This is a genomic window from Rhizobium sp. WYCCWR 11152, from assembly GCF_013087615.1.
GTDB lineage: Bacteria > Pseudomonadota > Alphaproteobacteria > Rhizobiales > Rhizobiaceae > Rhizobium > Rhizobium indicum.
On sequence record NZ_JABFCP010000006.1, the window covers coordinates 17,932 to 40,380 of the forward strand.

The following is a 22,449-nucleotide window of genomic DNA, read 5'->3' on the forward strand; positions in this document are numbered from 1 at the left end:
GGATTGGAAGAGAGGCACGGGGCGAGCCGAGAACGCCCCGTGCCTGACGCACGGGCGCTTCGAGCGCCCGTGCGTGGGGTTGGATCAGCTTGCGATCAGGGCAGCTTCACGCCCTTGTAGGTCTGCTCGAAGCGGCGCAGCAGCTCGTCGCCGCGCTTTTTGGCATTGTCGAGCGCCATCTGCATGGTCTGCTGGCCGGCGAATGCCTTCTGGGTTTCTTCCATGAATACCTGGCGGAACTGCACGTAGAAGCCGAGGCGGATGCCGCGGGTATCGGGCGTGCGCGGCTGGTTCATCGACTCGATGCCGACGGCGGCTGTTGCATATTTCGGCGCGTTCACTTCGCCGCTCTTGGCGATCGCATCCATCACATCGTTGGTGACGGGCACGTAGCCGGTGGCGGCGGTCAGGAACATCTGCTGTTCGGGACGGCGCAGGAAATCGAGGAAGGCCTTGGCGCCTTCGACCTCGGCCTTATCGTGGCCCTTCATGATGTAGATCGAGGCGCCGCCGACGAACGTGTTGTGGCGCTCATGACCCTCATACATCGGCGCCATGCCGACAGTGATCTGGTATTTGCCGTCGAAAGCCTTGGCGGACGCGGTGTAGGAGCCCGACGAATTCTCCATCATCGCGCATTCGCCGGTGTTAAAGGCGGCGGTGAAATTGCCGGCCTTGGTATCGGTCCCGAGCTTGACGAGACCTTCCTTGCGCCAGTCGACCAGGTTCTGGAGATGCTTGGCGGCAAAGGTGGTGTTGAAGACATATTCGGCGTCGAGGCCGTCATAGCCATTATGCTCGGAGGCGATCGGCAGACCGTGACGGGCCGAGAACTGTTCCAGCACGCGCCAGGTATCGCCGTCGGTGGTGAAGGGGCATTCATGGCCTGAAGCCTTCAGCTTGCGGGCGGCCTCGATGATCTCTTCCCAGGTCGTCGGCGTCTTGGTGACGCCGGCTTTCTCAAGCTCGGTCTTGTTGGTGTAGAACAGCAGCGTCGAGGAATTGTAAGGCTGCGCGAAAAGCTTGCCGCCGGATGTTTCGTAATAGGCGCGCGCCCCGGCGATGTAATTGTCCCACTTGACCTCGGGCAGTACGTCCTGAACCGGGACGACGGCATCCGACAGCATCAGGTCGAGCGTGCCGGCATCGAAGAACTGGATGAGAACGGGATGGTTTTTAGCCCGGAAAGCGGCGATCGCCTTCTGCATCGACACTTCATAGCTGCCCTGGCCGACGCAGGTAATGTGATGCTCGCTCTGCGCTGAATTGAACGCCTTACACTGGTCCTGGATCGCCTTTTCGACAACGCCGGTATTGCCGTACCAGAATTCGATATTGGCGGCCTGCGCGGAACACGCGCCCGCCATCAGCGCGGCCGCAGCCGCGAGAATGGAAATCTTCATCTTGCCCTCGCCTGTTTTGATAGCCGGGTTCATGCCCAGCACCGTGACGGCGATTTACTACACACAGTGTGTAACAATTTGGTGACGCACACATGACTCTTGTCGTGGGACGAGGCTGCTGCTATAGGGTAAATGAGCTAAGTGGCCAGGAAGACAACAATAATTACTACACCTCGATAGTAATTTTTGACGAAGGAGGTGTTTGATATGGCCTATTTTCCGGAGCCGCTGATCGCGCCGCGCTTCCTGCGCGAAGGCGGCGGCGTCGTCTCCTCGAACGAGCGCGACCTGCTGAAGCTGATCTGGCGCAATCCCGGCCTTTCCCGGTCGGAAGTCACCGCCCACACCGATCTCACCCAGCAGTCCGTCTACCGCATCATCGACCAGCTGGAGGAGCGCGGCATCGTTTCCTTCGGCTCGCCGAAGCCCGGCGCCGGCCGCGGCCAGCCGAGCCCGACGCTTAGGCTCGACGGCCGCTACGCCTATTCCTGCGGCATCTCTGTCAACACCGACGTGATCGGCATCTGCCTGATGGATATATCGGGCAATGTGCTGGCCGAAAGCAGCATCGCCCTGCGCGAACGCACCATGGCCCAGGCGCTGGATCTCGTTCGCGAGCAGCTGATCGAGCACCAGAGGGCGAACAATCTTTCCGAAGAGGCCTTCTTCGGCATCGGCTTTGCCATTGCCGGCTTTCACGTCAGCGGCACCCGCTTCAATGCGCCCCTCCCACTGCATGAATGGTCGCTGATCGAGCTCGGCCCGCTGTTGTCGGAATTTTTCAACAAGCCGGTCTGGGTGCACAACGGCGCCAAGACGGGAGCCATCGCCGAATCCATGTTCGGTGTCGGCCGTTACATGAAGCACTTCGCCTATCTCAGCTTCAATTACGGCTTCGGCGGCGGCCTGATCACCAACGGCGAACTCCTGCATAACGGCATCGGCAATGCCGGCGAATTCTCGGGCATCTACGACGCCGAGGAAAACAAGCGCCGGCCGGCCTTGCAGTACCTGATCGAAAAACTCAACCGCAACGGCGTCGACGTTCCCTCGATCAGCTATATGCGCAAGCATTTCGATCGGAAATGGCCGGGAGTGACAGAGTGGGTTGATGAGGTGACGCCGGCCTATAACCGCCTCATCAATGCGATCTGGGCGATCTACGACCCGCAGTCGATCATCTTCGGCGGCCAGGTCCCTTACGCCCTGGCGCAGATGCTGATAGACCGGACCGAGATCTACGACCGCCCCCGCTACGGCGTGCCGCGCCCACGCCCGAAGCTTGTGATCTCCGAAATCGCAAGCGACGCCTCGGCCATGGGTGCCGCTGTGACCCCGTTTAAATCGGCCTATTATTGAAGCCGCCGTGTCCTCGAGCCCGAAACCGACTCCCGCTCAGCCGCTTACGGCAATTCCCTCTGCTTTTGCTTGAGGAAATCGATGAGCAAGCGGCGGTGGGCGGGAAGCACGGCTTTTCGCCCTGACTCGACGCTGGCGATTTTCGCCCGGCCGTTCCCACGCTATGATCTGATTCTGGCGCAGCCCACGCCTCCCCCCTCCATCGGGAAAGCAGACTTCATGTGGGGCCACTTGAAACCGAACCGACTGTTCGAGCATCTTGCATAAGGAGGGATTGCGAAAACCGCTCGCAATAGGAGGTTTATGAATGAAGATGTCTGCGCCTATCTATCACCTGAAGCGTAAAGCCAGAAAGCTCTCCCGAGCCGATAACATACCCTTGCACCAGGCGCTCGACCGCATAGCCCTGGAAGAAGGCTACGGCGGCTGGAGCCTGCTTGCGGCAAAAGCAGCGGCGGAAGCACCCGCCGGCAAGCTGTTTCAGCAATTGCTGCCCGGCGATCTCCTGCTCGTCGGCGCCCGACCCGGCCACGGCAAGACCCTGATGGGCCTCGAACTGGCCGTCGAGGCGATGAAATCGGGCCGTCCCGGTGTGTTCTTCTCGCTGGAATATACGGAAGAAAACGTCGAGGATCGCTTTCGCGCCATCGGCCTAGATCGGGCGCAATTCGAACACCTGTTTGAATTCGACGGCTCCGACGCCATCAGCGCCGGCTACATCGCGGAAAAACTGGCCTCAGCCCCGCGCGGCACCCTCGTCGTCATCGACTATCTCCAACTGCTCGATCAGAAACGGGAGAATCCCGAACTCTCCGTCCAGGTCCGCACCCTGAAGGCTTTCGCCCGCGAACGCGGCCTGATCGTGGTCTTCATCTCCCAGATCGACCGATCCTACGAGCGATCCGAAAGACCTTTGCCCGATATCGCCGATATCAGGCTGCCGAACCCACTGGACCTGAAGCTGTTCGACAAAACCTGTTTCCTGAACAACGGCCAGGTCGCGTTTCAAGCTGCGCGGTAGGGACGCCGATTAGAAACCGGTCGCGGGCCGCACACATGGCCCGCGACCGGGGATGAGAGAGGGCACTGCGCTGCGACGAATCTCTTCTCCCCAGCGGGGAGAAGTGCCGGAGCGATAGCGAGGCGATGAGGGGGTGAGCGGCGAAGCCGCGAATGCGCGGAGCGTAAGCGAAGGGCAATAATGACTGGCCTGCCGTGCGGCCCCCTCATCCGACCCTTCGGGCCACCGACCGGGGTCGAGCCGCGGGTCTCGACCCGTTGTTCGGACCCCCGCTGGGGAGAAGAGGGAGCAAGCCGTACGCCCAATCCAAACATCGTCTCTTCTCAGATCAGCTTGATTTCGCCCCAGACAATCCTGGTGCATACGACAAAGCTCAACCGATCATCATTCGAATAGGCGCGTAGCAATTCAGAGAGTTCCGTGTCGAAGGTCGCGATACGATCGCCAAGTTTCGAAGGTGCGAAGGTGTCGCGCGAATGCTGGCAGGAGACGAAATCCTCGACGCTCTGCTCGAAGGGATGCTCCGATATGAAGTCCTCGCTGCCATGCAGGTCAAGATAGCTCTGGTAGCTTCGCATGCCCTCGGACCATCTGCTGTGATCGAAAGGCTGGCCGGTCACCTCAGGAACCCACTTCCCCAGGAATGAATGCCAATCCCATAGCCACGCAGGCTCGAACGGGTCGTCGCCGGAAACCACCGCCATGACGTGACCTGGCGCGGCACTCGCCAGAAGATGCGGAAACAGCCTGGCATGATCCATCCAGTGAATACTGGCTGCTGCGACCGTCAGATCGAAGCGCAGGCCATCGGTCGGGAAATTCTCGGCGAAACTTTCTATCCAGCCGATATTCTCAGCGCCGCCACCCGGCAGCGATTTGCCCAGCACAATCATATGCGCGGAGGGATCGACCGCTGTGACACTCGCAAACGAACCTGACAGCGGGCGGGAGATTTTTCCCGGTCCGCAACCGATATCCAGCAGATGCTCCGACCGCGGAGCTATCGCCAGAAGCTTTCGAAAGACGGCATCGGGATAAGGCGGACGATACCGGTAATTTGCGACGACGTCGATTTCCTCGAATGAGGAGCCCCTGCGCTGGTCCATCAAAACTCCATGCTCACGCCGCAGCCGGCGGAGGCTGTAACACGCGTTTATGTCAGGGGTTTAGCGCGGCCGTAACAATCTCTCTGTCGGTTATAGCGGCGGATGGCAGGCCAATGCCGCAGAAGTGATACGCCGAACTCATCCGGTTCCGATTGTCTTTCGGGCCGAAATTGTGCGATGACCCATCGACCCCAGACACAACGGATCAAGGTGCGGCATCGGTATGAAGAAGATCGGTTTCCTCTCGTTCGGGCACTGGACGCCCTCGCCCCAATCGCAGACGCGCTCCGCCGGCGATGCGCTGCTGCAGTCGATCGAGCTTGCGGTGGCGGCCGAGGAGCTCGGGGCTGACGGGGCGTATTTTCGCGTGCATCATTTCGCCCGACAGCTGGCCGCACCCTTCCCGCTGCTATCAGCCGTCGGTGCCCGAACCAACCGGATCGAGATCGGCACCGCCGTCATCGACATGCGCTACGAGAACCCGCTTTATATGGCCGAGGATGCCGGTGCGGCCGACCTCATCGCCGGCGGCCGCCTGCAGCTCGGCATCAGCCGCGGTTCGCCCGAACAGGTGATCGATGGCTGGCGCCATTTCGGCTACGCCCCGCCCGAAGGCCAGAGCGAGGCCGACATGGCTCGCCACCATGCCGAAGTCTTCCTGGAGGTGCTGCGCGGCGAAGGATTTGCCAAGCCGAACCCACGGCCGATGTTTCCCAATCCGCCCGGCCTCTTGCGCCTCGAGCCGCATTCCGAGGGCCTGCGCGAGCGGATATGGTGGGGCGCGAGCTCGAATGCCACCGCCGTCTGGGCGGCCAAGCTCGGCATGAACCTGCAGAGTTCGACGTTGAAGGACGATGAGACGGGCGAGCCCTTCCACGTCCAGCAGGCCGACCAGATCCGGGCATACCGCGCGGCCTGGAAAGAAGCCGGCCACACGCGCCAGCCGCGCATCTCGGTCAGCCGCAGCATTTTTGCCCTCGTCGACGACCGCGACCGCGCCTATTTCGGCTACGGCAACGACGGTGAGGACAAGATCGGCTTCATCGATGAGAAGACCCGCGCAATCTTCGGTCGCAGCTATGCCGCCGAACCCGATGCCCTGATCAAGCAGCTCGCCGAAGACGAGGCGATCGCCGAGGCCGATACGCTGCTGCTCACCGTCCCCAACCAGCTCGGCGTCGAATACAACGCCCATGTCATCGAAGCGATCCTGACCCACGTCGCGCCTGCGATGGGTTGGCGCTAATGTCCCGGGCAAGCCGTCTTCGTCGGCAAAGCTCCAGCACTCTAAAGCGCGTCGCGACGCGCTTTAGATCTTCGTTTATATGCATGTCGTTGTCCCAAAACCGCTGCACACTTTTAGGCGACATGCATTAGGGCTCATGCGCCGTTCGGTGTGCCGCGGCCAATTTCCCTGTGGCGTGCTGGATAGCCGAGAAAAACAGGGCCGTTGTGATCCCGAACATCATGAGCCCATTGGCTGCCTGCAGCGGCCCAAGCAGCCGGATACGGCCGTCAAGCACCACATCGCCATAACCAAGCGACGTGAAGGTGACGCCGGAAAAATACATGGCCGTCTCGAAGTCCTCGAAGGCGCCGAGCGCACGATATAAAAGCGCCCAGAAAACGACCTGGAAGATATTGCCCAGCATGAGCACGATCATCAGAACCGAGAATTGCAGGAAGATCCTTCGCCAGGGCTTTCGGCCCATCGGTTGCGTGCGCGCGTGAGCAAAATAACGCGCGGCCAGCACTGAAGCCAGTGCCTGCAGTGCGAGGCATATCGACATCGCAAGCAAGCCGAGGCTAATAACTGTAATCATGGGGCCGGACCTTCGATCCGGGGTCCGTCCTCGGCCGGGCGCTGATGCAGCCATTCCATCAGCAACACGAAGCCGACGGCCAGCAGCACGGGGCCAACAAATATACCGAGAAGGCCGTCGGCTATCATCCCTCCGATGACACCGACCAAAATGACCGGCATTGGCACGTCCGATCCACGGCCGAGCATCAAGGGTTTGAGCAAATTGTCGCTCAGCCCGGCGATCAAGGACCATATGGCGAAGATGATTGCCGGTGTTGTTGCCTCCGTGGCAAAGACATAGGCCATGACGGGCAGCGTCAGCAGCAGCGGCGGTATCTGCACGACTGCCAAGAGAAACGTGACGAGCGTTAGAGCGGCGGCCGCCGGAACACCAATCGCAAAGAAGCCAATGCCAACGAGCATCGACTGGATCACTGCCACGCCGACCACGCCGACCGCCACTCCCCGGATCGTTGTGGCAGTCAGATGGATGAGCCGGGCACCCCGCGCCTTACTGTTGGTGACGAGCTCCAGCAGACTGAGGGCAAAGGCCGCAGCACCCTTGGCATAGGCGACAAGCACGGCGGCGATCGCGATGGAAAGAACGAAGGATAGGCCACCGGCGGCGAGGCCTCCGGCGAAAGATGCGAGCCAGGCGGCAGGTTTGCTCAGCATCTGACCGTATTGACGGAGCGCCGAGGGCAGGTTGGCGGCAGTGAGCGACCAGCCCTCCGAGAGCTTCGCCCCGACCACCGGCAGGTCGGCAAGCCACGTGGGAGGCGGCGGAATTGTCAGGCTGTGGTTCTGCAAGCCGGAAACAAGCGAATAAATGGAAGATCCAAGCGATGTGACGACGACGAACATCGGCACCAGCACGACGGCAACGCCGACCATCCCGATGAGAAATGCCGACCAGCGATTGCCGATCCGGCCGGACAGGCGCAGATGCAAGGGATGAAGCATGACCGCCAGGATCACCGACCAAAGCAGAATGCCCATGAAGGGCAACATGACCCTGGCACAGACATAGACCAGAAGGGCGACAAGTCCCAATTGAACCGCAGCATGGACGATGGACGGTCTCGACGGCGCAAGATCGGCGTTCGATGCGCTGGACGTCATTTTCCCCTCCCCGCCCGGAGCTTCGCGAATGAGCGAAGCCGGACGTTCATGCATTGGACAACGAAACCACCCGGTATCGGACCTGCAATTGGTGGTGCGGCGAAATTTTCCCTACGCGATGAAAGATCGTCTCTAACGCCCCATTATCATACATGACTTCGTGAACACGGGATACGCCAGCCAAGCGTCTGGGGCAGCCGCCATCTTCGCGCTGGTCGACGACCGCGACCGCGCCCATTTCGGCACGGCAACGACGAGGGTGACAAGATCGGCTTCATCGACGAGAAAACTCATCGAAGCGAGCCTGACCCACATCGCCCCGGCGCTCGGCTGGCGCTGCACCCCGGCCACGGTTGTCGGCTCTCAAACCCGCGGATATCTCGCACGGAATTCGCGAGGGCTGCAGCCCTCACGTTCGTGAAAGACCCGCGAAAAATAAAACGGGTCATCCAGGCCGATCATGGCGGCCACCGTTTCGATCTTTTCGTCGGTGGTTGCCAGTAGTTGTTTGGCATGGTCCATGCGCACCCGAAGCTGAAATGCCTTGGGAGGCAGTCCGGTTTCGAGCGTGAACCGCCTGCGCAGCGTGGCCGGAGACATGCCGTGCTCGGCGGCAAAGGCTGCGAGGTCCAACGGTTGCATCGCCCGCCGCCGTAGCGTTTCCACGATGTTGGCCATATCTAGCCTTTCCTGGCGTCGATCAGCCGCGCCGCTTGCCTGTCTGGCGGCTGATATAACGATGCGATGCAGCATCAATGCCGCCGACGCCTGCCCGAGGTTGGTGTCGTCAAGCAGATCGGCATGAAGCTTGCCGAAGAGCCGCACCACCTCGTCGAGATGATGCAGGGCCACAACGGGATGTCGCTCCGCGATGATCCTCAGCCTCACGAAATCCCGCGTGAACGACCCTTCGAAAAGCGCCCAGCGCTCGTCCCAGCCGCCTTCGTCGGGGCCATAGGAATGCACGCGGTTGGGAAACAGCCAGAACAGTGCAGGTCCGGTCAGGCTCATGCGGCCGGTGGCGGCGGTATCCAGCCAACCCTGTCCCCGCTCCACCAGGACGACGGCGAAACTCGGTAGTTTCCGGTCCGTCACCGCACGGCGGGCATGCTGCCTGCCGCTGCCGGTGACTGCCAGTCCGCCGGCCGCACCGAGCGGCGTTCTATAGATGGCCTCGACGTCTCTCATGGTGAGCGAAAAGTCCAGCTATAAATTTTCTCTATGTCGGTTGGCATGCCGGATCAGGTAATTGATGACAAGTCAACTCAAACGACGGAGGAGTGAAATGTCAATTGCTGCGGAGGTCATGCAAGCTCGCAAGATGGAATTTCCTCTTGCCGCAAATGGCAGAAGCTTGCCCGTGGAGCGGATCGGTTGGCTCGCGCCGACCGATCCCGGCATCGGCATCGACGCCATCCGCCGCCGCTACCAGGACGATGGCTATGTCTGGCTGAAAGGCCTTCTGCCGCGGGCCGATGTGATCGATTTCCGCCGCTGGGTCTTCGAACGCCTCGCCGAAACCGGGCTGGTCGAGCCTGGAAGCGATTTTTCGCTGGGCTTGGCGTCTGCCGGTGGCTTCGACAAAAGCCTGGCGGACAGGCGCCTGATGTCGCTCGTCCGCTCCGCCGCCTATGAAGGCTTCTGCGCGCAACCGCCACTCGCCCGCTTCATGGACGATTTCCTGCAGGGTATCTCCTATCTCCACAAGCGCAAGATCATGCGTTTCGTCCAGCCGGGATCGCCGACGGCCACACCCGCCCACTACGATCTCGTCTATCTCCGTGGCGGCACCAGCCGCCTGGTAACGGCCTGGATTCCGATCGGCGATATCCCCGCCGAGATGGGTGGCCTGGTCTACCTCGAAGGTTCGCACGCCCTGGGCGTCAAGATGGAAGCCGAGTTCAAGGCCACAAGCGGCGATCTTTCTGCGGAAGAGCGGATCAGCGCCTATAACCACCACATGGCCGAAGGCGGCTGGATCTCGAAGGACCTGCCCGATATGGCGGCGCGCTTCGACACCCGCTGGCTCGCCGCTGATTACGAGGCCGGCGACGTGGTGCTTCACTCGCCCTACATGATCCACGCCTCGACCACCAACCAGGACCGTAGCCGACGGCTGCGCCTCTCCACCGACATCAGATATCAGAATGTCGACGACGAAATCGACGTCCGATGGAACAACCATTGGAGTCTCGGCGATATGCTGTAGTCCGGCTTTCCAGGGCCCATCTTCAACCTGCGATCCGGTGCGATGGCTGCTATAGCAGGTTGATTGGCGAAGGGACGTCTACATAGAAGCGAAGCGTGGGGACCTTACTGCCGCGATGGGCGTTGATGGTCCGGGCCTTGAACGATCCCATGACTGCCCGACTTATTGATGTAGCCGAACCGCTCGAGTTGCCTGATGCCGCGTACGAACCTGAACGATATTCTGATCTTCATGGCCGTCGTCGATGCCGGAAGCTTTATCGCCGGCGGCCAGGCCATGGGCCTCTCGCGTTCGGCGGCAGGCAAGGCTGTCATCCGCCTTGAAGACCGGCTCGGCGCGCGCCTGCTCAACCGCACGACGAGGACGTTGAGCCTGACCGACGAAGGCCGGATGTTTTACGAGCGCGGGCTGCAGATCCTTGTATCGGTCGACGAGGCGGAAGCGAGCGTGGCGGGGCAGAACAGCACGCCGCGAGGCGTTCTCCGGCTTGCCGTTCCCGATGCTTTCGGGCGGCTCGTCGTGCTGCCTTTGCTTGAAAAATATCTTCGGGCCTGGTCCGACATCCAGGTCGAAGTGAGCTTCACTGATCGCCTGGCCGACATTGTCGAGGAAGGCTTCGATCTGGCGATCCGGATCGGCGCGACGGCGACGGTGTCGGACACCCGCCTGGTCTCGCGCGTGATCGCCACCTACAAGGCGCGCCTCTGCGCCTCACCGTCCTACCTTGCCGAGCGCGGCGAGCCGCGCGATATCGACGATCTCGCGGTCCATGACTGCTTGATCTTCGCCGGCCGCAATCAAAGGCAGGGCTGGCGCTTTCGCGGGAAAGGCGGTTCCTGGATCAAGGCGCAAGGCCGCAGCCGCCTGAGGCTCGACAGCGGCGAGGCGATCCGCGACGCCGCCCTGGCGGGGCTGGGCATCGCGCTGCTACCCGATTTTCTCGTCACCGACGATCTCGCTGCCGGCCGCCTTCGGCAGATCCTGGCCGACCTCGAAACCGATGACGCAAAGATCGTCACGCTCTATCCCGACAAGCGCCTGCTGGAACCACGTGTCCGCCGCTTCATCGACCTGATGGTTGAGGAGCTTGGCCACGGCTAGAGCTGGACGCTTCAGGCGAGGCCCTGTCAAACCCGCGAAAGCTCTTCAGCGCAAGCGGCGCAAGCGTTGCCGCGAGATAGGCAATCCCCATCAGGAACAGCGCCGCAGCAAGGCCGAGCCCGCTGATCAGCGCGCCGCCGGCGAGGCCGCCGAAGGGGATGAGGGCGAAGCAGAGGGCTGTGTTCAATGCGGTGACGCGGCCAGTCAGCGGCTTGGGGATGCGCTCGAAGATGACCGCCGACAGGATCGGGTTGAGGAAGCCCGACGCGAATCCTGCGATGGCGAGCGTCGCAAAGACGAGGCCGATGGGCGCGTCCAGCGCCGGAACGAGAAAGCGCGGAAAGCCGGTCAGGAGGAAGGCCACCGTATAGACCATCAGTCGCGGCATGCGCTCGCCGATCGCCGCGGCAATCGCCGCGCCTGCGATCGAGGCGCCGGCGAAGGCGGCGAACATCGCACCGAGCAGCTCCGGGCCATGGCCGGCATCCCGTGTCCAGACCGGCAGCAGCACGGCATGATAGGCCTGGTCGAAGAGATTGGTGACCGCCACCATAGCGACGATGCTGACGAGCACGGCGTCGCCGCGCAGAAAGCGCCAGCCTTCGCGTAGATCCTCGAGATAGGACGCCCGTTCGACCGGTCGAGTTTCGGGCGCAGGCGCGCGTCGCGTCCCGGGTATGCCCGCGGCAACGATCAGCGCAGCGGCGGCGAAGGTGGCGGCATTGACGAGCAGCGCCTGGCCCGGGCCGATCAGCCCGATCAAAGCGCCGGCGCCGGCCGCGCCCGCCGTCGAGGCCAGCCGCTCGATGGCGCTCGCAACGCCGGTCACTCGTTCGAGCGGTACATTGGCGAGTGTGGCGATATCGGGAACCATCGCCTGCTTGGCCGCATCGGAGGGGCCGCGCAGCACGCCCATGGCAAAGACGAGCGGCAGCAGCACCGGCATGCCAAGCATGCCGAAGAGATCGAGAAGCGGCACCAGAGCGACCACGAGCACCGAAGCCGTGTCGCAGATGATGGCGATGCTCTTGGCGCCGGCGCGGTCGATCAGCGGTCCGCCGAGCGCCTTGGCGATGACATAGGGCAGCATCTCCATCATTGCCGTCAGGCCTGTCAGCACCGGGCTGCCAGTCGTGCTCAGCACCAGCCAGGGAATAGCGATGGTCGAAAGCCGCGTGCCGGAGAGCGAGAATGTCTCGGCAGCCGCGAGCGCCAGGAACGGCCCGCCCCGTCTCACGGCTTATCCTCCCCTTCGCGATGCGGAACGCGGCCCGGATAGGGAAAGGCGTGCAACATGACATAGAAGGGAACCATGCCGGATTCCTGCGACGCCGCCTCCCCGAGCGGCGGGGCCGCCCGCATCGCCTCCAGGATGATGTCGCTCAGCCGTTTCGTCAGGGCCTCGGCCTGTGCCGCCGTCATCGGGATTATCATGTCGTCGGCAGCCGTCGCCTTGCGCCATTCAGCCGGCAGCTCAGCATATTCCTCCAGCGCCTGCTGCATCTGGCCGACCTGCAGCGAGAGTGCAGCCTGGTTGAAGGCGATGTCGAGATCGAGCGCTTCACCCTCGGCCTCGCTTGCCGGCACCGAGGTGAGCTCGTGGCTGGCGCGCCACCAGCGGTCGCGCCGTGAAGCATGCGGCGCTTCCTCGATGAAACCGTATTGGGCAAGCTGGCGGAGGTGATAGCTGGTCGCGCCGCTGTTTAAGCCCAGCCGCACTGCCAGCTGCGTCGCCGTGGCAGGCCCATCGATCCTGAGCATGCCGAGCATGCTCAGCCGGACAGGATGCGTCAGCGCTTTCAGCGCGGTCGGATCGGGCACGACCCGGCTGAGGGTGCGGGGTGCGGTGACTGAGTGGGCAGGCTGCGGGCGCGGATTTTTCATGCCGGCAGCCTACTATTGCAAACATATCTTTGCAAAGATTTCTTTGCGTAAACGAAGGCCGCTCACGGCACCCAGCCTTGCGGCTCAATTCTCCGGCAAGGTGAAGACCGCGCAAGGCTGGGCAATGCCTCGCAACCTGTGCTCTCCGAGCGGCATCAGGGCCGTCGCCGTATTCGCTGCAACCGCGCCCGAGATCAGCACGCTTCGGCCGAGCGGTTTGCAGAGCCCTTCCAGCCGGCTGACGAGATTGACGGCGGGGCCGATGGCGGTAAAGTCCAGCCGGTCGGCTGCGCCGATATTGCCCCACAGGATCTCGCCGAAATGCAGCGCCGCGCCGAAGGGCAGCGGCGCCAGCCCCTGCGACTGGCGTATCTGGTCGAGATGGACCATGCCGGCACGGCTGGCAGCAACCGCCCTGAGGGCTGCCTCGCAGGCTTCTCGGTCTCCGTGGCTTATCCTTCCCGCGTCGTCGGAAGCGCCCGTGACCGGAAAGATCGCCAGCACGCCGTCGCCCATGAATTTCAGCACCTCGCCGCTGAAGGCGTGCACCGCGCCTGCGACGCGGTCGAACCATGCGTTGAGCGTCGCGATCATCGCGTGCGGCTCCGTCACCTCCGAAAGCGCGGTGAAATCGCGCAGATCTGCGCAGAGAAGAGCAGCGCGTATGGTCTCGCCGGTGCCGCGGGCAAGCTCGCCGGCCTGCACCCGGGCGGCACTACGGCGGCCGAGATAGGCTTCGAGCAGGGCTGCCCGCGCCTCCCGCGCCGCGAGCGCTGCGAGCGGTGCGGCGGCAAAACGCGCGACCTCGCGCAGCCGGTCTGCTTCCGCCGGAGCGAATGCGCCGGCCCCTGCCCGTTTGTCGATACCCGCCCAGCCGAGCATGGGACTATCCTGCGAAGGCCCTATTCGCTCCTCCCATACCGGCCCGAGCGCGGTCAGCCAGTCGTGCCCGGCCTCGCTCTGCGGAGTCGCGGCAAAGGCCAGCGCCTCGATGACAGCACCGGTCTCGGCCCGCCACAGCCAGGTGCGCCGCGCAATGATCGGATGCGGCACCGAAAGCGTCAGTGTGCCGCCGGAAAGCGGCAGGCCGTCGGCCAGCAGCCGGCGCCCGAGTTCGGCCAGAAACCGCTCGGGCCCGGGCGAGGCTCCGGCCTCGTCAACCAGCCAGGCAAGGGGAGACGGCAGATCCATCGCTTAACATCGCACGCCCACGTGGACGTCCGCAAGGACATCCCCAGGTGATCGTGGGGACGTTTCCAGCGACCCAGCCTGTCGCCCGCAAAGGCCGTCCGCATCCCTGTCGAAAACCATTCACCGCGGTGGAAAACGAAAAATAAACACTTTAAACTTGCACGGCTTTGATTCCATTATAAGGTCGGTCGTCATCGTGTGATTGAGGGGTGCGATGGGTACGATTTTCTGGCCGAAAGATCCGCTGGATGGGAATGACATGACGCTGCTGACGTCGATCCTTCGGCGATGGTGCGAAAGATATCAGGTCGAGCTGACGGCAGAGGAGAGCAGCCGCAAGGCGAAGGAACTCGTCGAATGGTTCGAATTCGGCGTCAAGGATCCCGTCGAACTCGAGGAGCTGATCGACGACAAGTACTGGCTCGTCAGCAGGATCTGACCGTATCGAACAAATCGGGAGGACGCTGCCGGTCAGCGTCGGCGAACCTGTCTCATCAGAAAAGGCCGGGCGAAAATCGCTCCGGCCTTCGTCCATCTAAGCGAGCCCCTTAGTCATCATCACGCCAACGGCGGTCGCGATCCCAACGCCGCTCATGGCGCCAGCGCGGGCCATCCCAATGCCGGTGACGCCGTTCCCAGCCCCCTCGCGGCGGGCCACCGTAAAAAGCGACTGGAGGCGGGCGGCGCCAGTTTCGCCGGCATTCGCCCCAGCGCGTCAGATGCCAGCCGCGACCGCACGCGTAGTCGACCGTTGTGATATTGCTCTGGACATTGATTGTCCCCATCGGCATCGCCTGCGCTGTGCCGAACGAGAGGCTGCCAGCGAGCAAGGCAGCCGCGATAGAAAGTGCCTTCATCGAGAACTCCATTTCAATCCAGCCGTCCACAGCTTATGACCGCCAAATTGAACTGGAGATGAACTGCGCGTTCATGTTTGCGGGAGAAAAAGAAGCGCTTCCGCACGGCCGGTCTGAGCGCTCGCTGACCACTGTTGTCGCAACGGCAAGGGCTTCAGAGCCGCTCCGCCGCCGCCAAAAATTGTTCATGTCCTGCCGTAAAAAGGATCGGGACCCGGATCACCCCCGGCGGCGACCTCGGTCAGCCGCCCGAGATAATGTGCCCAACCCTCCGCATGGCCGGCGCATTGCTCGGCGCTCGGCAGGCCGCTATGGGTGAGCCGCAGCAGCGTTCCGCCTCCCTGCTCGATCAGATCGATCTCGACCAGGCTCGACCCCGGCGGCACCACCTCGCTGCCGTCCCAGCCGAAGCTGTAGGCAAGGCGATGAACCGGCACCACCTCACGAAACGAGCCACGCGCAAAGCGGGCGCCGGTAACATTGACGAGATAGAGCCCGCCGGGCTGCGGCTCGACCTGCGCCTCCGTTCCCATCCAGCGCAGGATCTTTTCCGGGTCGGTCATCAACGCGAACACCGCGGCCGGCGGCGCCGCGATATGCGTCTCGCGGCGGACGACGATGGGGTCTTGCATCTCTCTCTCCCATGGTTGCCACGGCCCTGCCCGCCGCGGATAGAGACGGCGCATCCCGTCCTGCCGTGCTATTCTGACGTGAATGTCCTCAATGGGAGCATGTAGGCGCGAGCCCATCCTCCGCAAGAGGGCTTGCCCGTCGCGATCGACGAACAAGCGAAACCGCCGCGTCTGGAGGCCTGATCCTGCATTGGCCTCGAAGCATTTCGACCTATTGCCAGCCGGTCACCTTCCCCCTATTGTCCGCGCCGTTCTCAGGGCGGGGTGCAAGTCCCTACCGGCGGTATGCAATTTAGATTGCCAGCCCGCGAGCGCCTTCTTCGGAAGGGTCAGCAGATCAGGTGAGATGCCTGAGCCGACGGTCATAGTCCGGATGAAAGAGAACGTGCGTTCCTGCCGCCCTTGCGGCTGTCGGGGACGTTCGTGATCGCCTTGGGTGATGTGTCTGTTCGCCAAAGGAGATTACCATGACACCCACCCGCTATGCCTTCGTCAAAGCCAGCTGGCACGCCGACATCGTCGACCGCGCCCTTGATGGCTTCCATCAGCTTATTCCGCCCGAGCAGGTCGACGTGTTCGATGTTCCCGGCGCATTCGAGATGCCGCTGCTGTCACGCGATCTTGCGGCAACCGGACGCTATGCCGCGGTCGTTGCCGCCGCCTTCGTCGTCGACGGCGGAATCTACCGCCACGAATTCGTCGCCCAGGCCGTCGTCGATGGGCTGATGCGCGCCGGCATGGATACCGGTGTGCCGGTGCTGTCGGTTTCGCTGACGCCGCATCAGTATCAGGAAACCGAGCACCATAAGCAGATCTACCGCGCACATTTCGTCGAGAAAGGCCGCGAGGCAGCAAAGGCGGCTCTGACGATCGGCAAAACCCGCGCCGCTCTCGCTGCGTGAAAGCGGCTCGACGAGCAGAACAACAACAGCCGATGAAGACGGCGGGCCAATCCCGCCGTCGACCACTCAGATCGACATGACCTTGCCAACCCCCGCGGATCGGGAGCGGCGCGCCTAGCGTCGCCGCGGAATCCTCCAATACCGGTCAAATCAGACAGAATAATTGATTCGACGGCCTCACCGCGCCGTGGTCAACTTCGGTCGTCACGCGTCAGCAATTCTCAAGGCATCCAAAACCTCAAGGAGCTTAAGATGAGCAATGCACTGCGCAGCGAAACCCCCATGCAGACCCCGAAAACACATCCCGTCGACACCAAGCTCGAGGTCGTCGTCATCCCTGTTTCCGATGTCGACCGCGCCAAGCGCTTTTACGACGGCCTGGGTTGGCGGCTCGACGCCGACTTCGCCAATGATGCCGATTTTCGGGTGATCCAGTTTACGCCGCCGGGCTCCGGCTGCGCGATCATCTTCGGCAAGAACGTCACGGCCGCCGCCCCCGGTTCCGCCCAAGGGCTCTATCTTATCGTCTCCGACATCGAGGCCGCCCGCCGCGATCTCATCGCCCGCGGCGTCGAGGTGAGCGAAGTGTTCCACGACGCGGCCGGCGTCTATGCCGGCAAGGACGAACCCTATCTGTTCGGGCGGCTCCGCGTTGCCGGCCGCGATCCCGATCACCGCAGCTACCGCTCTTTCGCCTCCTTCAAGGATCCCGATGGCAACGGCTGGCTGTTCCAGGAAGTCACCACGCGCCTGCCGGGGCGCATCGACGCCGACGGGACGACATTCACCAACTCAACCGATCTCGCGTCAGCCATGCGCCGTGCGGCGACCGCGCACGGTGAACACGAGAAGCGAAACGGCGGCAAACACGACGAGAATTGGCCGGACTGGTACGCCGAATACATGGTCAGCGAACAGGCCGGCAAGCAGCTGCCCTTATAGGCAAGGGCGGTGGCATCACGCAGACGGTGACATCATTTGAGAGGCGTCTCGGCGGCAACGGCGCGGCGCTTCATCGCGCCTTCTTGGTGCACAGCGGTCACCATACCGTCGAGCCGGTCCCGCTGATCGTCGATCGTCGAATTGGGCGTGGCACTGGCCAGCTCCTTGCCGGCGTGGCGATCTGCGTCTCTTCAGTCAGGCCCGAACGCGGCCGCCTGACAGATCTTCGAGAAGCCAAACATTTGACATCGAACGCGGCGGGATCTCAGCCGCCATACCACATCCGCCGCAGCAGGTGATCGCCGCGGACAAACTGGTGATAGAGCGCGGCACCGGCATGGAAGACCAGCAGGCCGACAAGCAGGAAGGCGCCGAACCCATGCGGGCCACGCGGCGGATAGGCGGTGAAATCAGGCAGCGTGGCGCCGGCTGCCTCGAAGATGGCGGGAGCAGCGCCACTGAGGATCATCATCCCGATGCCGCTGGCGACCATGCCGAGAATGAAAATGTAGAAGGCGACGTGAACAAAGCCCGCAAGGCGCTCCTGCCAGCGAGGCGATGCCGGCACCGGCGCAGGCTTGCGATCGAAACGCCACCACCAGACAATGCGAAGAGCCGTTAGAAGCAGGACGACGATCGCCATCGGAATGTGGAAACGCAACAGCCCGGCCTTGGTCGCGGCGTCCATGGCGTTGGCAGCCCGGAAGCCGGAGCCGAGCAGCGCCAGGATCAGAACCGCACTCAGCCAGTGGATCGAGACCGCTATTGCGCCATAGCGATCAGGCCTGCTCTTCAACATCTCCATGTCCTTCCAGTTTGCTGCGGAGCGCCTTCATGACGGCATGCGTGGTTTTGAGATCCTCGACCTGAAGCCCTTCCGAGAGCATGTCGACCCACGGGGCCTGCAGGCGCATGGCGGTTTCATATGCCTGGTTTCCCTTGTCCGTCAGCACGACGAGTTGTGCCCGTCGGTGGTGCGGGTTGGGTTGGAACGCGAGAAGCCCCTCCTTCTCCAGATCGTTGACGATACGCTGAACGTTCTGGCGGTTGGCGCCCATGTCGCGCGCCAGCCACGCGACCGGCTGCGGCCGGCCTGCCGTGGCGACGGTGCCGAGGACATGCCAGCGGGCGCTGGTCAGGCCGAGCCCGTCGACGAGCTTGTCGCCCGCGTTGATCATCCGGTTGTTGAGCCGGAAGAGATCCAGAATGAGGTCGGTCAAAGCTGTTCCGGCCGGGGTCCGTTGGGGTTCGTGCATTTGTCACCATATAGCTATATTGACATCATAGTGTCAAATTGAATATGTATCCGTATTGCCAGATTGACATCATGTAACCAATTCAGATGGAGTCGACCATGTCACTCATGCGCCCGATGGACCCTGCCTTCCCGATCGATCGCCAAATCGCGATCGATGCCTCCGCGATCGTCCTCATCAACCTCTTCACGCTCGACAAGGCCGACGAGCAGGCCTTCCTTGATGCCTGGCAGGCCGATGCGGCCTTCATGAAACGGCAGCCTGGCTTCATCTCGACCCAGATGCATCGCGCCATCGGCGAAAGTCCTGCTTATCTCAATTATGCCGTCTGGGAATCGACCGCCGACTTCCGGGCGGCTTTCTCGCATCCGGAGTTTCGGGCGAAGCTCTCGGACTATCCGTCCTCGGCGGTCGCCTCCCCGCATCTCTTCCAGAAGGTCGCCGTGCCGGGCATCTGTGTGGCGTAAGCAAAGCGGCGGTGGTGGAGCATGACGGAGGAGTTCCCTTGACCAACGGGCTGAAGGGCAGGAACCCTGACGGCCAAGTCCTTGAGCGTCGGGTTGATCTCAGCCTCCGGCTCGCCGGAAGCTGTCATTGCGATGCGGAAGACATCTGCGACATCATCCAATTGGAAAATGCGAGCATGGCTGCTGTTGGCGGCCTTGATTGCAGTCGGGTCAGCCAATAGCTTCCCAGCGATATGGTCGTGGGAAAAGGTTGTCTTATAGACCCCGAGGATAGATGTCTGGAAAACATCGACGGCGGCGCCAAAGCAATACCCAGTCCTTGCAGGGCGGCCTCCATCATCGCGAGGGAAGAGTCGAAGACGATACCGGCGTTTATTTGTGACGCCGGCGGGACGTTCGCTGCCGCAAACCACGTGCTCCATTCGTCCGCCCTATAGCTCCGCAAAAGCGTCGCCTCGACCAGGTCTGCAGGCGACCTTAAACGCTCCGCCAATTTGGGCGTGCACAGAGGAGAGAGCGGAGCGTCGAACAGACGTAGCGCCTCTGTGCCGTGCCAGGAACCGCTGCCGAAGCGAATGGCAAAGTCTAGTCCCTCGGCCGCCATATCGACGCGATTATTGTTTGTCGAAACGCGCACATCGATGAACGGATGCTGCTGTTGAAAATCCGAAAGCCTTGGCAACAACCAACCGACGGCAAACGTCCCGACCACACCCAGGAACAGCAATTCCCGAACCTGCCCGGCTTCAATCCGGTCCAGCGTGATCGCCATCTGATCGAAGGAATTGGTCAAGGTCGGCAAAAGAGCTTCGCCTTCTGCAGTAATTTTCAAACCTCTTGGGAGACGCTGAAAAAGGGCAGCCCCCAATCGTTTCTCCAGGCTTTTGACTTGCTGGCTTACAGCGGCCTGGGTAACGCAAAGCTCGATCGCGGCCCGGGTGAAGCTGAGATGTCTTGCCGATGCTTCGAAGGCCCTCAAGCCATTTAAAGGGAGGAATTGCCGAACCATCTTAGCCCTAGATTTTCTTGGATCTTCTCCGAGATATCATCGTTTGCTGCCGCAAAACAGTGCCATTAAATGCCGTCCTCATGCGCCTTTGCGCTGATGAAGCTGCTTTTAGAGGATGAAGAAATGACGCGTGATTGGATAGGAATTCTATCGGCCGCATTGGTCTCGACATGCATTTCCACAAGTGGCTTTGCGGCTGACGAGCTGAAACTAAAAGCCATCTCGGACGCCGCGATAAAACCAATCATGGATAAATACGGCATTCCGGGCATTGCCGTTGCCATCACCGCTGACGGACAGAACCACATCTTCAACTACGGCGTCGAGTCGAAGGACACTGACAGGCCCGTCACCCCGGCGACCATGTTCGAACTGGGATCGATCAGCAAAACCTTTACAGTCACCCTCACCTCCTACGCGGACGTGACCGGCCGACTTTCGCTGTCGGACAAGGCAAGCAAATATCTTCCGTCGATGAAAGGAAAGCCGTTCGGCGATGTCTTGCTGATGGATTTGGGCACCCATACGGCTGGTGGATTTCCGCTGCAATTTCCCGACGAAGTCAAAACCGAAAAGCAGCTGATGGAATATCTCGCAACCTGGAAACCATCATTTGCCGCCGGAACGCGCCGAACATACGCCAATCCAAGCATCGGCGCGCTCGGATATATAACGGCAAAAAGCATGGGCAAAGACTTCGCAGCTCTTATGGAAGACCAATTGTTTCCCTCCCTTGGATTGAAAAGCACGTTTATTGATGTGCCGAAATCGCGGATGGTCGACTATGCCCAAGGCTACAAGCGAAGCGGTGAGCCGGCTCGGATGACACCTGCCATTCTTTCGTCCGAGGCCTACGGAGTGAAATCCACCGCAAGCGACATGATCCGGTTCATCGACGCGAACATGGGTTTGGTCGAGCTGGACGAGAAGCTGCAGCAGGCGATCACGAACACGCACAAGGGATATTTCGATGTCGGCGCGATGACCCAAGACCTTATTTGGGAACAGTATTCCTATCCCGCGACATTGACGACGTTGATGGACAACAATTCCAGCGCGATGCTCAAGACCATTCCCGTCAAGCAACTGATGCCCGCAATGAAACCGCGTGACGATGTCTGGATCAATAAAACCGGTTCCACGAATGGTTTCGGCGCATATGTCGCGTTCATCCCGAATGAGCGAGTTGGTATCGTCATTCTGGCCAACAAAAACTATCCCAACGAGGACCGCGTCTCTGCCGCCTACCAGATACTGACTGATATAACTTCGGCGCGCTGACCCGGTAGAGCATGATGCCGAAAAGTGCGCGGTTTTCGGACGACATCATGCTCTAACTATCTAATTCAGGACGGGATTGAGATTTTAGGCCGACCCGGCCTAAAATCATCCTGTTCTGACATCAACGGTCGAAGATGTCCCGCCATTGCTTCTCACCGATCAGGCAGTCGGCACCCGTCTCGGCGCCGGCTGTTTTCTGCATCGTCGCCGGTGGGGAAATGCCGCTGATCTCCAGCACCAGCTTGCGGCGCACGGCAACGGCGAAATCCTCGATCTTGCGCACCGGCAGCACGAAGGCGCCGGGACCGCCAATCACGCAATCCGCATAATATTTATCGAGCCCGTTGGGCGCATCGGATGGCCGCAGCATGATGGCGAGGCCATTGATGATCATGCCGGCTTCCACCGCCTTGTCGCGGGCGGGAGTGACGGGATTGCCGGAATTGTTCGGCCCATCGCCGGAGACATCGATCACCTGCCGCCTGGATTGAAAGGGACTGGAAACGATCATGCTGGCGCCTTGGGCGATCGCGGTGGAGATCGATGTGCGCCGCTGCGTGGCAATCGGCCGGGCCTCGAGTTTATCGGCAAAAGCAATCGCATCCTCTTCCGTCTCGATCACCTGCCAGTCGATGACGGAATCCTGGACGACATAGCCTGCCCATTCGAAATAGCTGATGGCGATGCGGCCGGTCAGCCCGCCCTTGACCGCGTCGATGAATTCCCTGTGCTTGAGCGCTTCGACATAACCCTCGCGCTGGATGCCGATCTCCTCGAAGTCCATCGACCGCGAGGTATCGACGGCAAGCACGAGGGTCACATCGACCTCGCTTCCCCCCGCCTGCGCGATGGGGACGAGGCCGGAAAGACCCATAAGCACCGCAAGTGTCGTCAGCATTGGCA

24 protein-coding genes and 1 riboswitch are annotated in these 22,449 nt (G+C 61.8%); of the genes, 10 read left to right on the forward strand and 14 right to left on the reverse strand.

What is annotated here, in order from left to right:
* Nucleotides 1-95 precede the first annotated feature (95 nt).
* Nucleotides 96-1,403 carry an extracellular solute-binding protein gene (locus G9X67_RS06050; protein ID WP_138330696.1) on the reverse strand — a complete coding sequence of 436 codons (1,308 nt, stop codon included), beginning with the start codon at nt 1,401-1,403 and terminating at the stop codon, nt 96-98.
* A 207-nt stretch (nt 1,404-1,610) separates the two neighbouring features.
* Between G9X67_RS06050 and G9X67_RS06055 the strand changes: the two genes are divergently transcribed.
* A complete protein-coding gene (locus G9X67_RS06055; protein ID WP_138330650.1) occupies nt 1,611-2,762 on the forward strand; it encodes an ROK family transcriptional regulator in 1,152 nt (383 codons plus the stop codon).
* A 307-nt stretch (nt 2,763-3,069) separates the two neighbouring features.
* Nucleotides 3,070-3,783, forward strand: coding sequence for a DNA helicase (locus G9X67_RS06060; protein WP_138330649.1), 714 nt, complete (start codon nt 3,070-3,072; stop codon nt 3,781-3,783).
* A gap of 323 nt (nt 3,784-4,106) precedes the next feature.
* On the opposite strand, the gene G9X67_RS06065 is transcribed toward G9X67_RS06060, so the two are convergent.
* A complete protein-coding gene (locus G9X67_RS06065) occupies nt 4,107-4,889 on the reverse strand; it encodes a class I SAM-dependent methyltransferase (RefSeq protein WP_138330648.1) in 783 nt (260 codons plus the stop codon).
* Nucleotides 4,890-5,112: 223 nt separating this feature from the next.
* Between G9X67_RS06065 and G9X67_RS06070 the strand changes: the two genes are divergently transcribed.
* On the forward strand, nt 5,113-6,135 hold the full coding sequence (locus G9X67_RS06070) for an LLM class flavin-dependent oxidoreductase (protein WP_138330647.1): 1,023 nt from the start codon (nt 5,113-5,115) through the stop codon (nt 6,133-6,135).
* A gap of 127 nt (nt 6,136-6,262) precedes the next feature.
* On the opposite strand, the gene G9X67_RS06075 is transcribed toward G9X67_RS06070, so the two are convergent.
* From G9X67_RS06075 to G9X67_RS06085, 3 genes are all read right to left on the reverse strand, one after another.
* Nucleotides 6,263-6,712 carry a potassium channel family protein gene (locus G9X67_RS06075; protein WP_138330646.1) on the reverse strand — a complete coding sequence of 150 codons (450 nt, stop codon included), beginning with the start codon at nt 6,710-6,712 and terminating at the stop codon, nt 6,263-6,265.
* The gene (locus tag G9X67_RS06080; protein ID WP_138330645.1) at nt 6,709-7,815 is read right to left on the reverse strand and encodes an AI-2E family transporter; all 1,107 of its coding nucleotides are present in this window, start codon (nt 7,813-7,815) and stop codon (nt 6,709-6,711) included. The genes G9X67_RS06075 and G9X67_RS06080 overlap by 4 nt, the downstream gene beginning before the upstream one ends.
* 363 nt (nt 7,816-8,178) lie before the next feature.
* On the reverse strand, nt 8,179-9,003 hold the full coding sequence (locus G9X67_RS06085; protein WP_138330644.1) for an AraC family transcriptional regulator: 825 nt from the start codon (nt 9,001-9,003) through the stop codon (nt 8,179-8,181).
* 97 nt (nt 9,004-9,100) lie between these two features.
* On the opposite strand from G9X67_RS06085, the gene G9X67_RS06090 reads away from it, so the two are divergent.
* On the forward strand, nt 9,101-10,024 hold the full coding sequence (locus G9X67_RS06090) for a phytanoyl-CoA dioxygenase family protein (protein ID WP_138330643.1): 924 nt from the start codon (nt 9,101-9,103) through the stop codon (nt 10,022-10,024).
* A gap of 195 nt (nt 10,025-10,219) precedes the next feature.
* The gene (locus G9X67_RS06095; protein WP_138330642.1) at nt 10,220-11,125 is read left to right on the forward strand and encodes a LysR family transcriptional regulator; all 906 of its coding nucleotides are present in this window, start codon (nt 10,220-10,222) and stop codon (nt 11,123-11,125) included.
* Here the strand turns inward: G9X67_RS06095 and G9X67_RS06100 are convergent.
* From G9X67_RS06100 to G9X67_RS06110, 3 genes are all read right to left on the reverse strand, one after another.
* Nucleotides 11,088-12,362 carry an MFS transporter gene (locus G9X67_RS06100; RefSeq protein ID WP_138330641.1) on the reverse strand — a complete coding sequence of 425 codons (1,275 nt, stop codon included), beginning with the start codon at nt 12,360-12,362 and terminating at the stop codon, nt 11,088-11,090. The two genes, G9X67_RS06095 and G9X67_RS06100, sit on opposite strands and share 38 nt — an antisense overlap.
* Complete coding sequence (locus G9X67_RS06105; RefSeq protein ID WP_171598376.1) at nt 12,359-13,009, reverse strand: helix-turn-helix domain-containing protein; 651 nt, start codon at nt 13,007-13,009, stop codon at nt 12,359-12,361. The genes G9X67_RS06100 and G9X67_RS06105 overlap by 4 nt, the downstream gene beginning before the upstream one ends.
* An 84-nt stretch (nt 13,010-13,093) precedes the next feature.
* Nucleotides 13,094-14,200, reverse strand: a complete 1,107-nt coding sequence (locus G9X67_RS06110; RefSeq protein ID WP_138330639.1) for an adenylate/guanylate cyclase domain-containing protein — start codon at nt 14,198-14,200, stop codon at nt 13,094-13,096.
* A 214-nt stretch (nt 14,201-14,414) separates the two neighbouring features.
* On the opposite strand from G9X67_RS06110, the gene G9X67_RS06115 reads away from it, so the two are divergent.
* The gene (locus G9X67_RS06115) at nt 14,415-14,639 is read left to right on the forward strand and encodes a hypothetical protein (protein WP_003541104.1); all 225 of its coding nucleotides are present in this window, start codon (nt 14,415-14,417) and stop codon (nt 14,637-14,639) included.
* A 109-nt stretch (nt 14,640-14,748) separates the two neighbouring features.
* Here the strand turns inward: G9X67_RS06115 and G9X67_RS34895 are convergent, their stop codons facing one another.
* Together G9X67_RS34895 and G9X67_RS06120 are read right to left on the reverse strand one after the other, a co-directional pair.
* Entirely contained in the window at nt 14,749-15,057 is a 309-nt protein-coding gene (locus tag G9X67_RS34895) for a hypothetical protein (RefSeq protein WP_138330638.1), read from the reverse strand.
* Between the two features lie 185 nt (nt 15,058-15,242).
* Entirely contained in the window at nt 15,243-15,689 is a 447-nt protein-coding gene (locus G9X67_RS06120) for an SRPBCC domain-containing protein (protein WP_138330637.1), read from the reverse strand.
* 246 nt (nt 15,690-15,935) lie between these two features.
* Nucleotides 15,936-16,078, forward strand: a riboswitch (FMN riboswitch).
* A 78-nt stretch (nt 16,079-16,156) separates the two neighbouring features.
* On the opposite strand from G9X67_RS06120, the gene G9X67_RS06125 reads away from it, so the two are divergent.
* Together G9X67_RS06125 and G9X67_RS06130 are read left to right on the forward strand one after the other, a co-directional pair.
* Nucleotides 16,157-16,591, forward strand: a complete 435-nt coding sequence (locus G9X67_RS06125; RefSeq protein ID WP_062943356.1) for a 6,7-dimethyl-8-ribityllumazine synthase — start codon at nt 16,157-16,159, stop codon at nt 16,589-16,591.
* A gap of 252 nt (nt 16,592-16,843) precedes the next feature.
* Complete coding sequence (locus G9X67_RS06130) at nt 16,844-17,533, forward strand: VOC family protein (protein WP_138330636.1); 690 nt, start codon at nt 16,844-16,846, stop codon at nt 17,531-17,533.
* 265 nt (nt 17,534-17,798) lie between these two features.
* On the opposite strand, the gene G9X67_RS06135 is transcribed toward G9X67_RS06130, so the two are convergent.
* Together G9X67_RS06135 and G9X67_RS06140 are read right to left on the reverse strand one after the other, a co-directional pair.
* Entirely contained in the window at nt 17,799-18,332 is a 534-nt protein-coding gene (locus G9X67_RS06135; RefSeq protein WP_138330635.1) for a cytochrome b/b6 domain-containing protein, read from the reverse strand.
* The gene (locus G9X67_RS06140) at nt 18,313-18,789 is read right to left on the reverse strand and encodes a MarR family transcriptional regulator (protein WP_138330634.1); all 477 of its coding nucleotides are present in this window, start codon (nt 18,787-18,789) and stop codon (nt 18,313-18,315) included. Before G9X67_RS06140 ends, G9X67_RS06135 begins: the two co-directional genes overlap by 20 nt.
* A 98-nt stretch (nt 18,790-18,887) precedes the next feature.
* On the opposite strand from G9X67_RS06140, the gene G9X67_RS06145 reads away from it, so the two are divergent.
* Nucleotides 18,888-19,256 (forward strand): antibiotic biosynthesis monooxygenase family protein, encoded by a 369-nt coding sequence (locus G9X67_RS06145; protein ID WP_171376910.1) that lies wholly within the window; start codon nt 18,888-18,890, stop codon nt 19,254-19,256.
* A gap of 124 nt (nt 19,257-19,380) precedes the next feature.
* Here G9X67_RS06145 and G9X67_RS06150 read toward each other — a convergent pair whose 3' ends face one another.
* On the reverse strand, nt 19,381-20,265 hold the full coding sequence (locus G9X67_RS06150; protein WP_138330632.1) for a LysR family transcriptional regulator: 885 nt from the start codon (nt 20,263-20,265) through the stop codon (nt 19,381-19,383).
* 123 nt (nt 20,266-20,388) lie between these two features.
* On the opposite strand from G9X67_RS06150, the gene ampC reads away from it, so the two are divergent.
* Nucleotides 20,389-21,546 (forward strand): class C beta-lactamase, encoded by a 1,158-nt coding sequence (ampC, locus tag G9X67_RS06155; RefSeq protein WP_171598377.1) that lies wholly within the window; start codon nt 20,389-20,391, stop codon nt 21,544-21,546.
* Nucleotides 21,547-21,667: 121 nt separating this feature from the next.
* Here the strand turns inward: ampC and G9X67_RS06160 are convergent, their stop codons facing one another.
* Nucleotides 21,668-22,444 (reverse strand): DUF1194 domain-containing protein, encoded by a 777-nt coding sequence (locus tag G9X67_RS06160; RefSeq protein ID WP_138330630.1) that lies wholly within the window; start codon nt 22,442-22,444, stop codon nt 21,668-21,670.
* Nucleotides 22,445-22,449 lie beyond the last annotated feature (5 nt).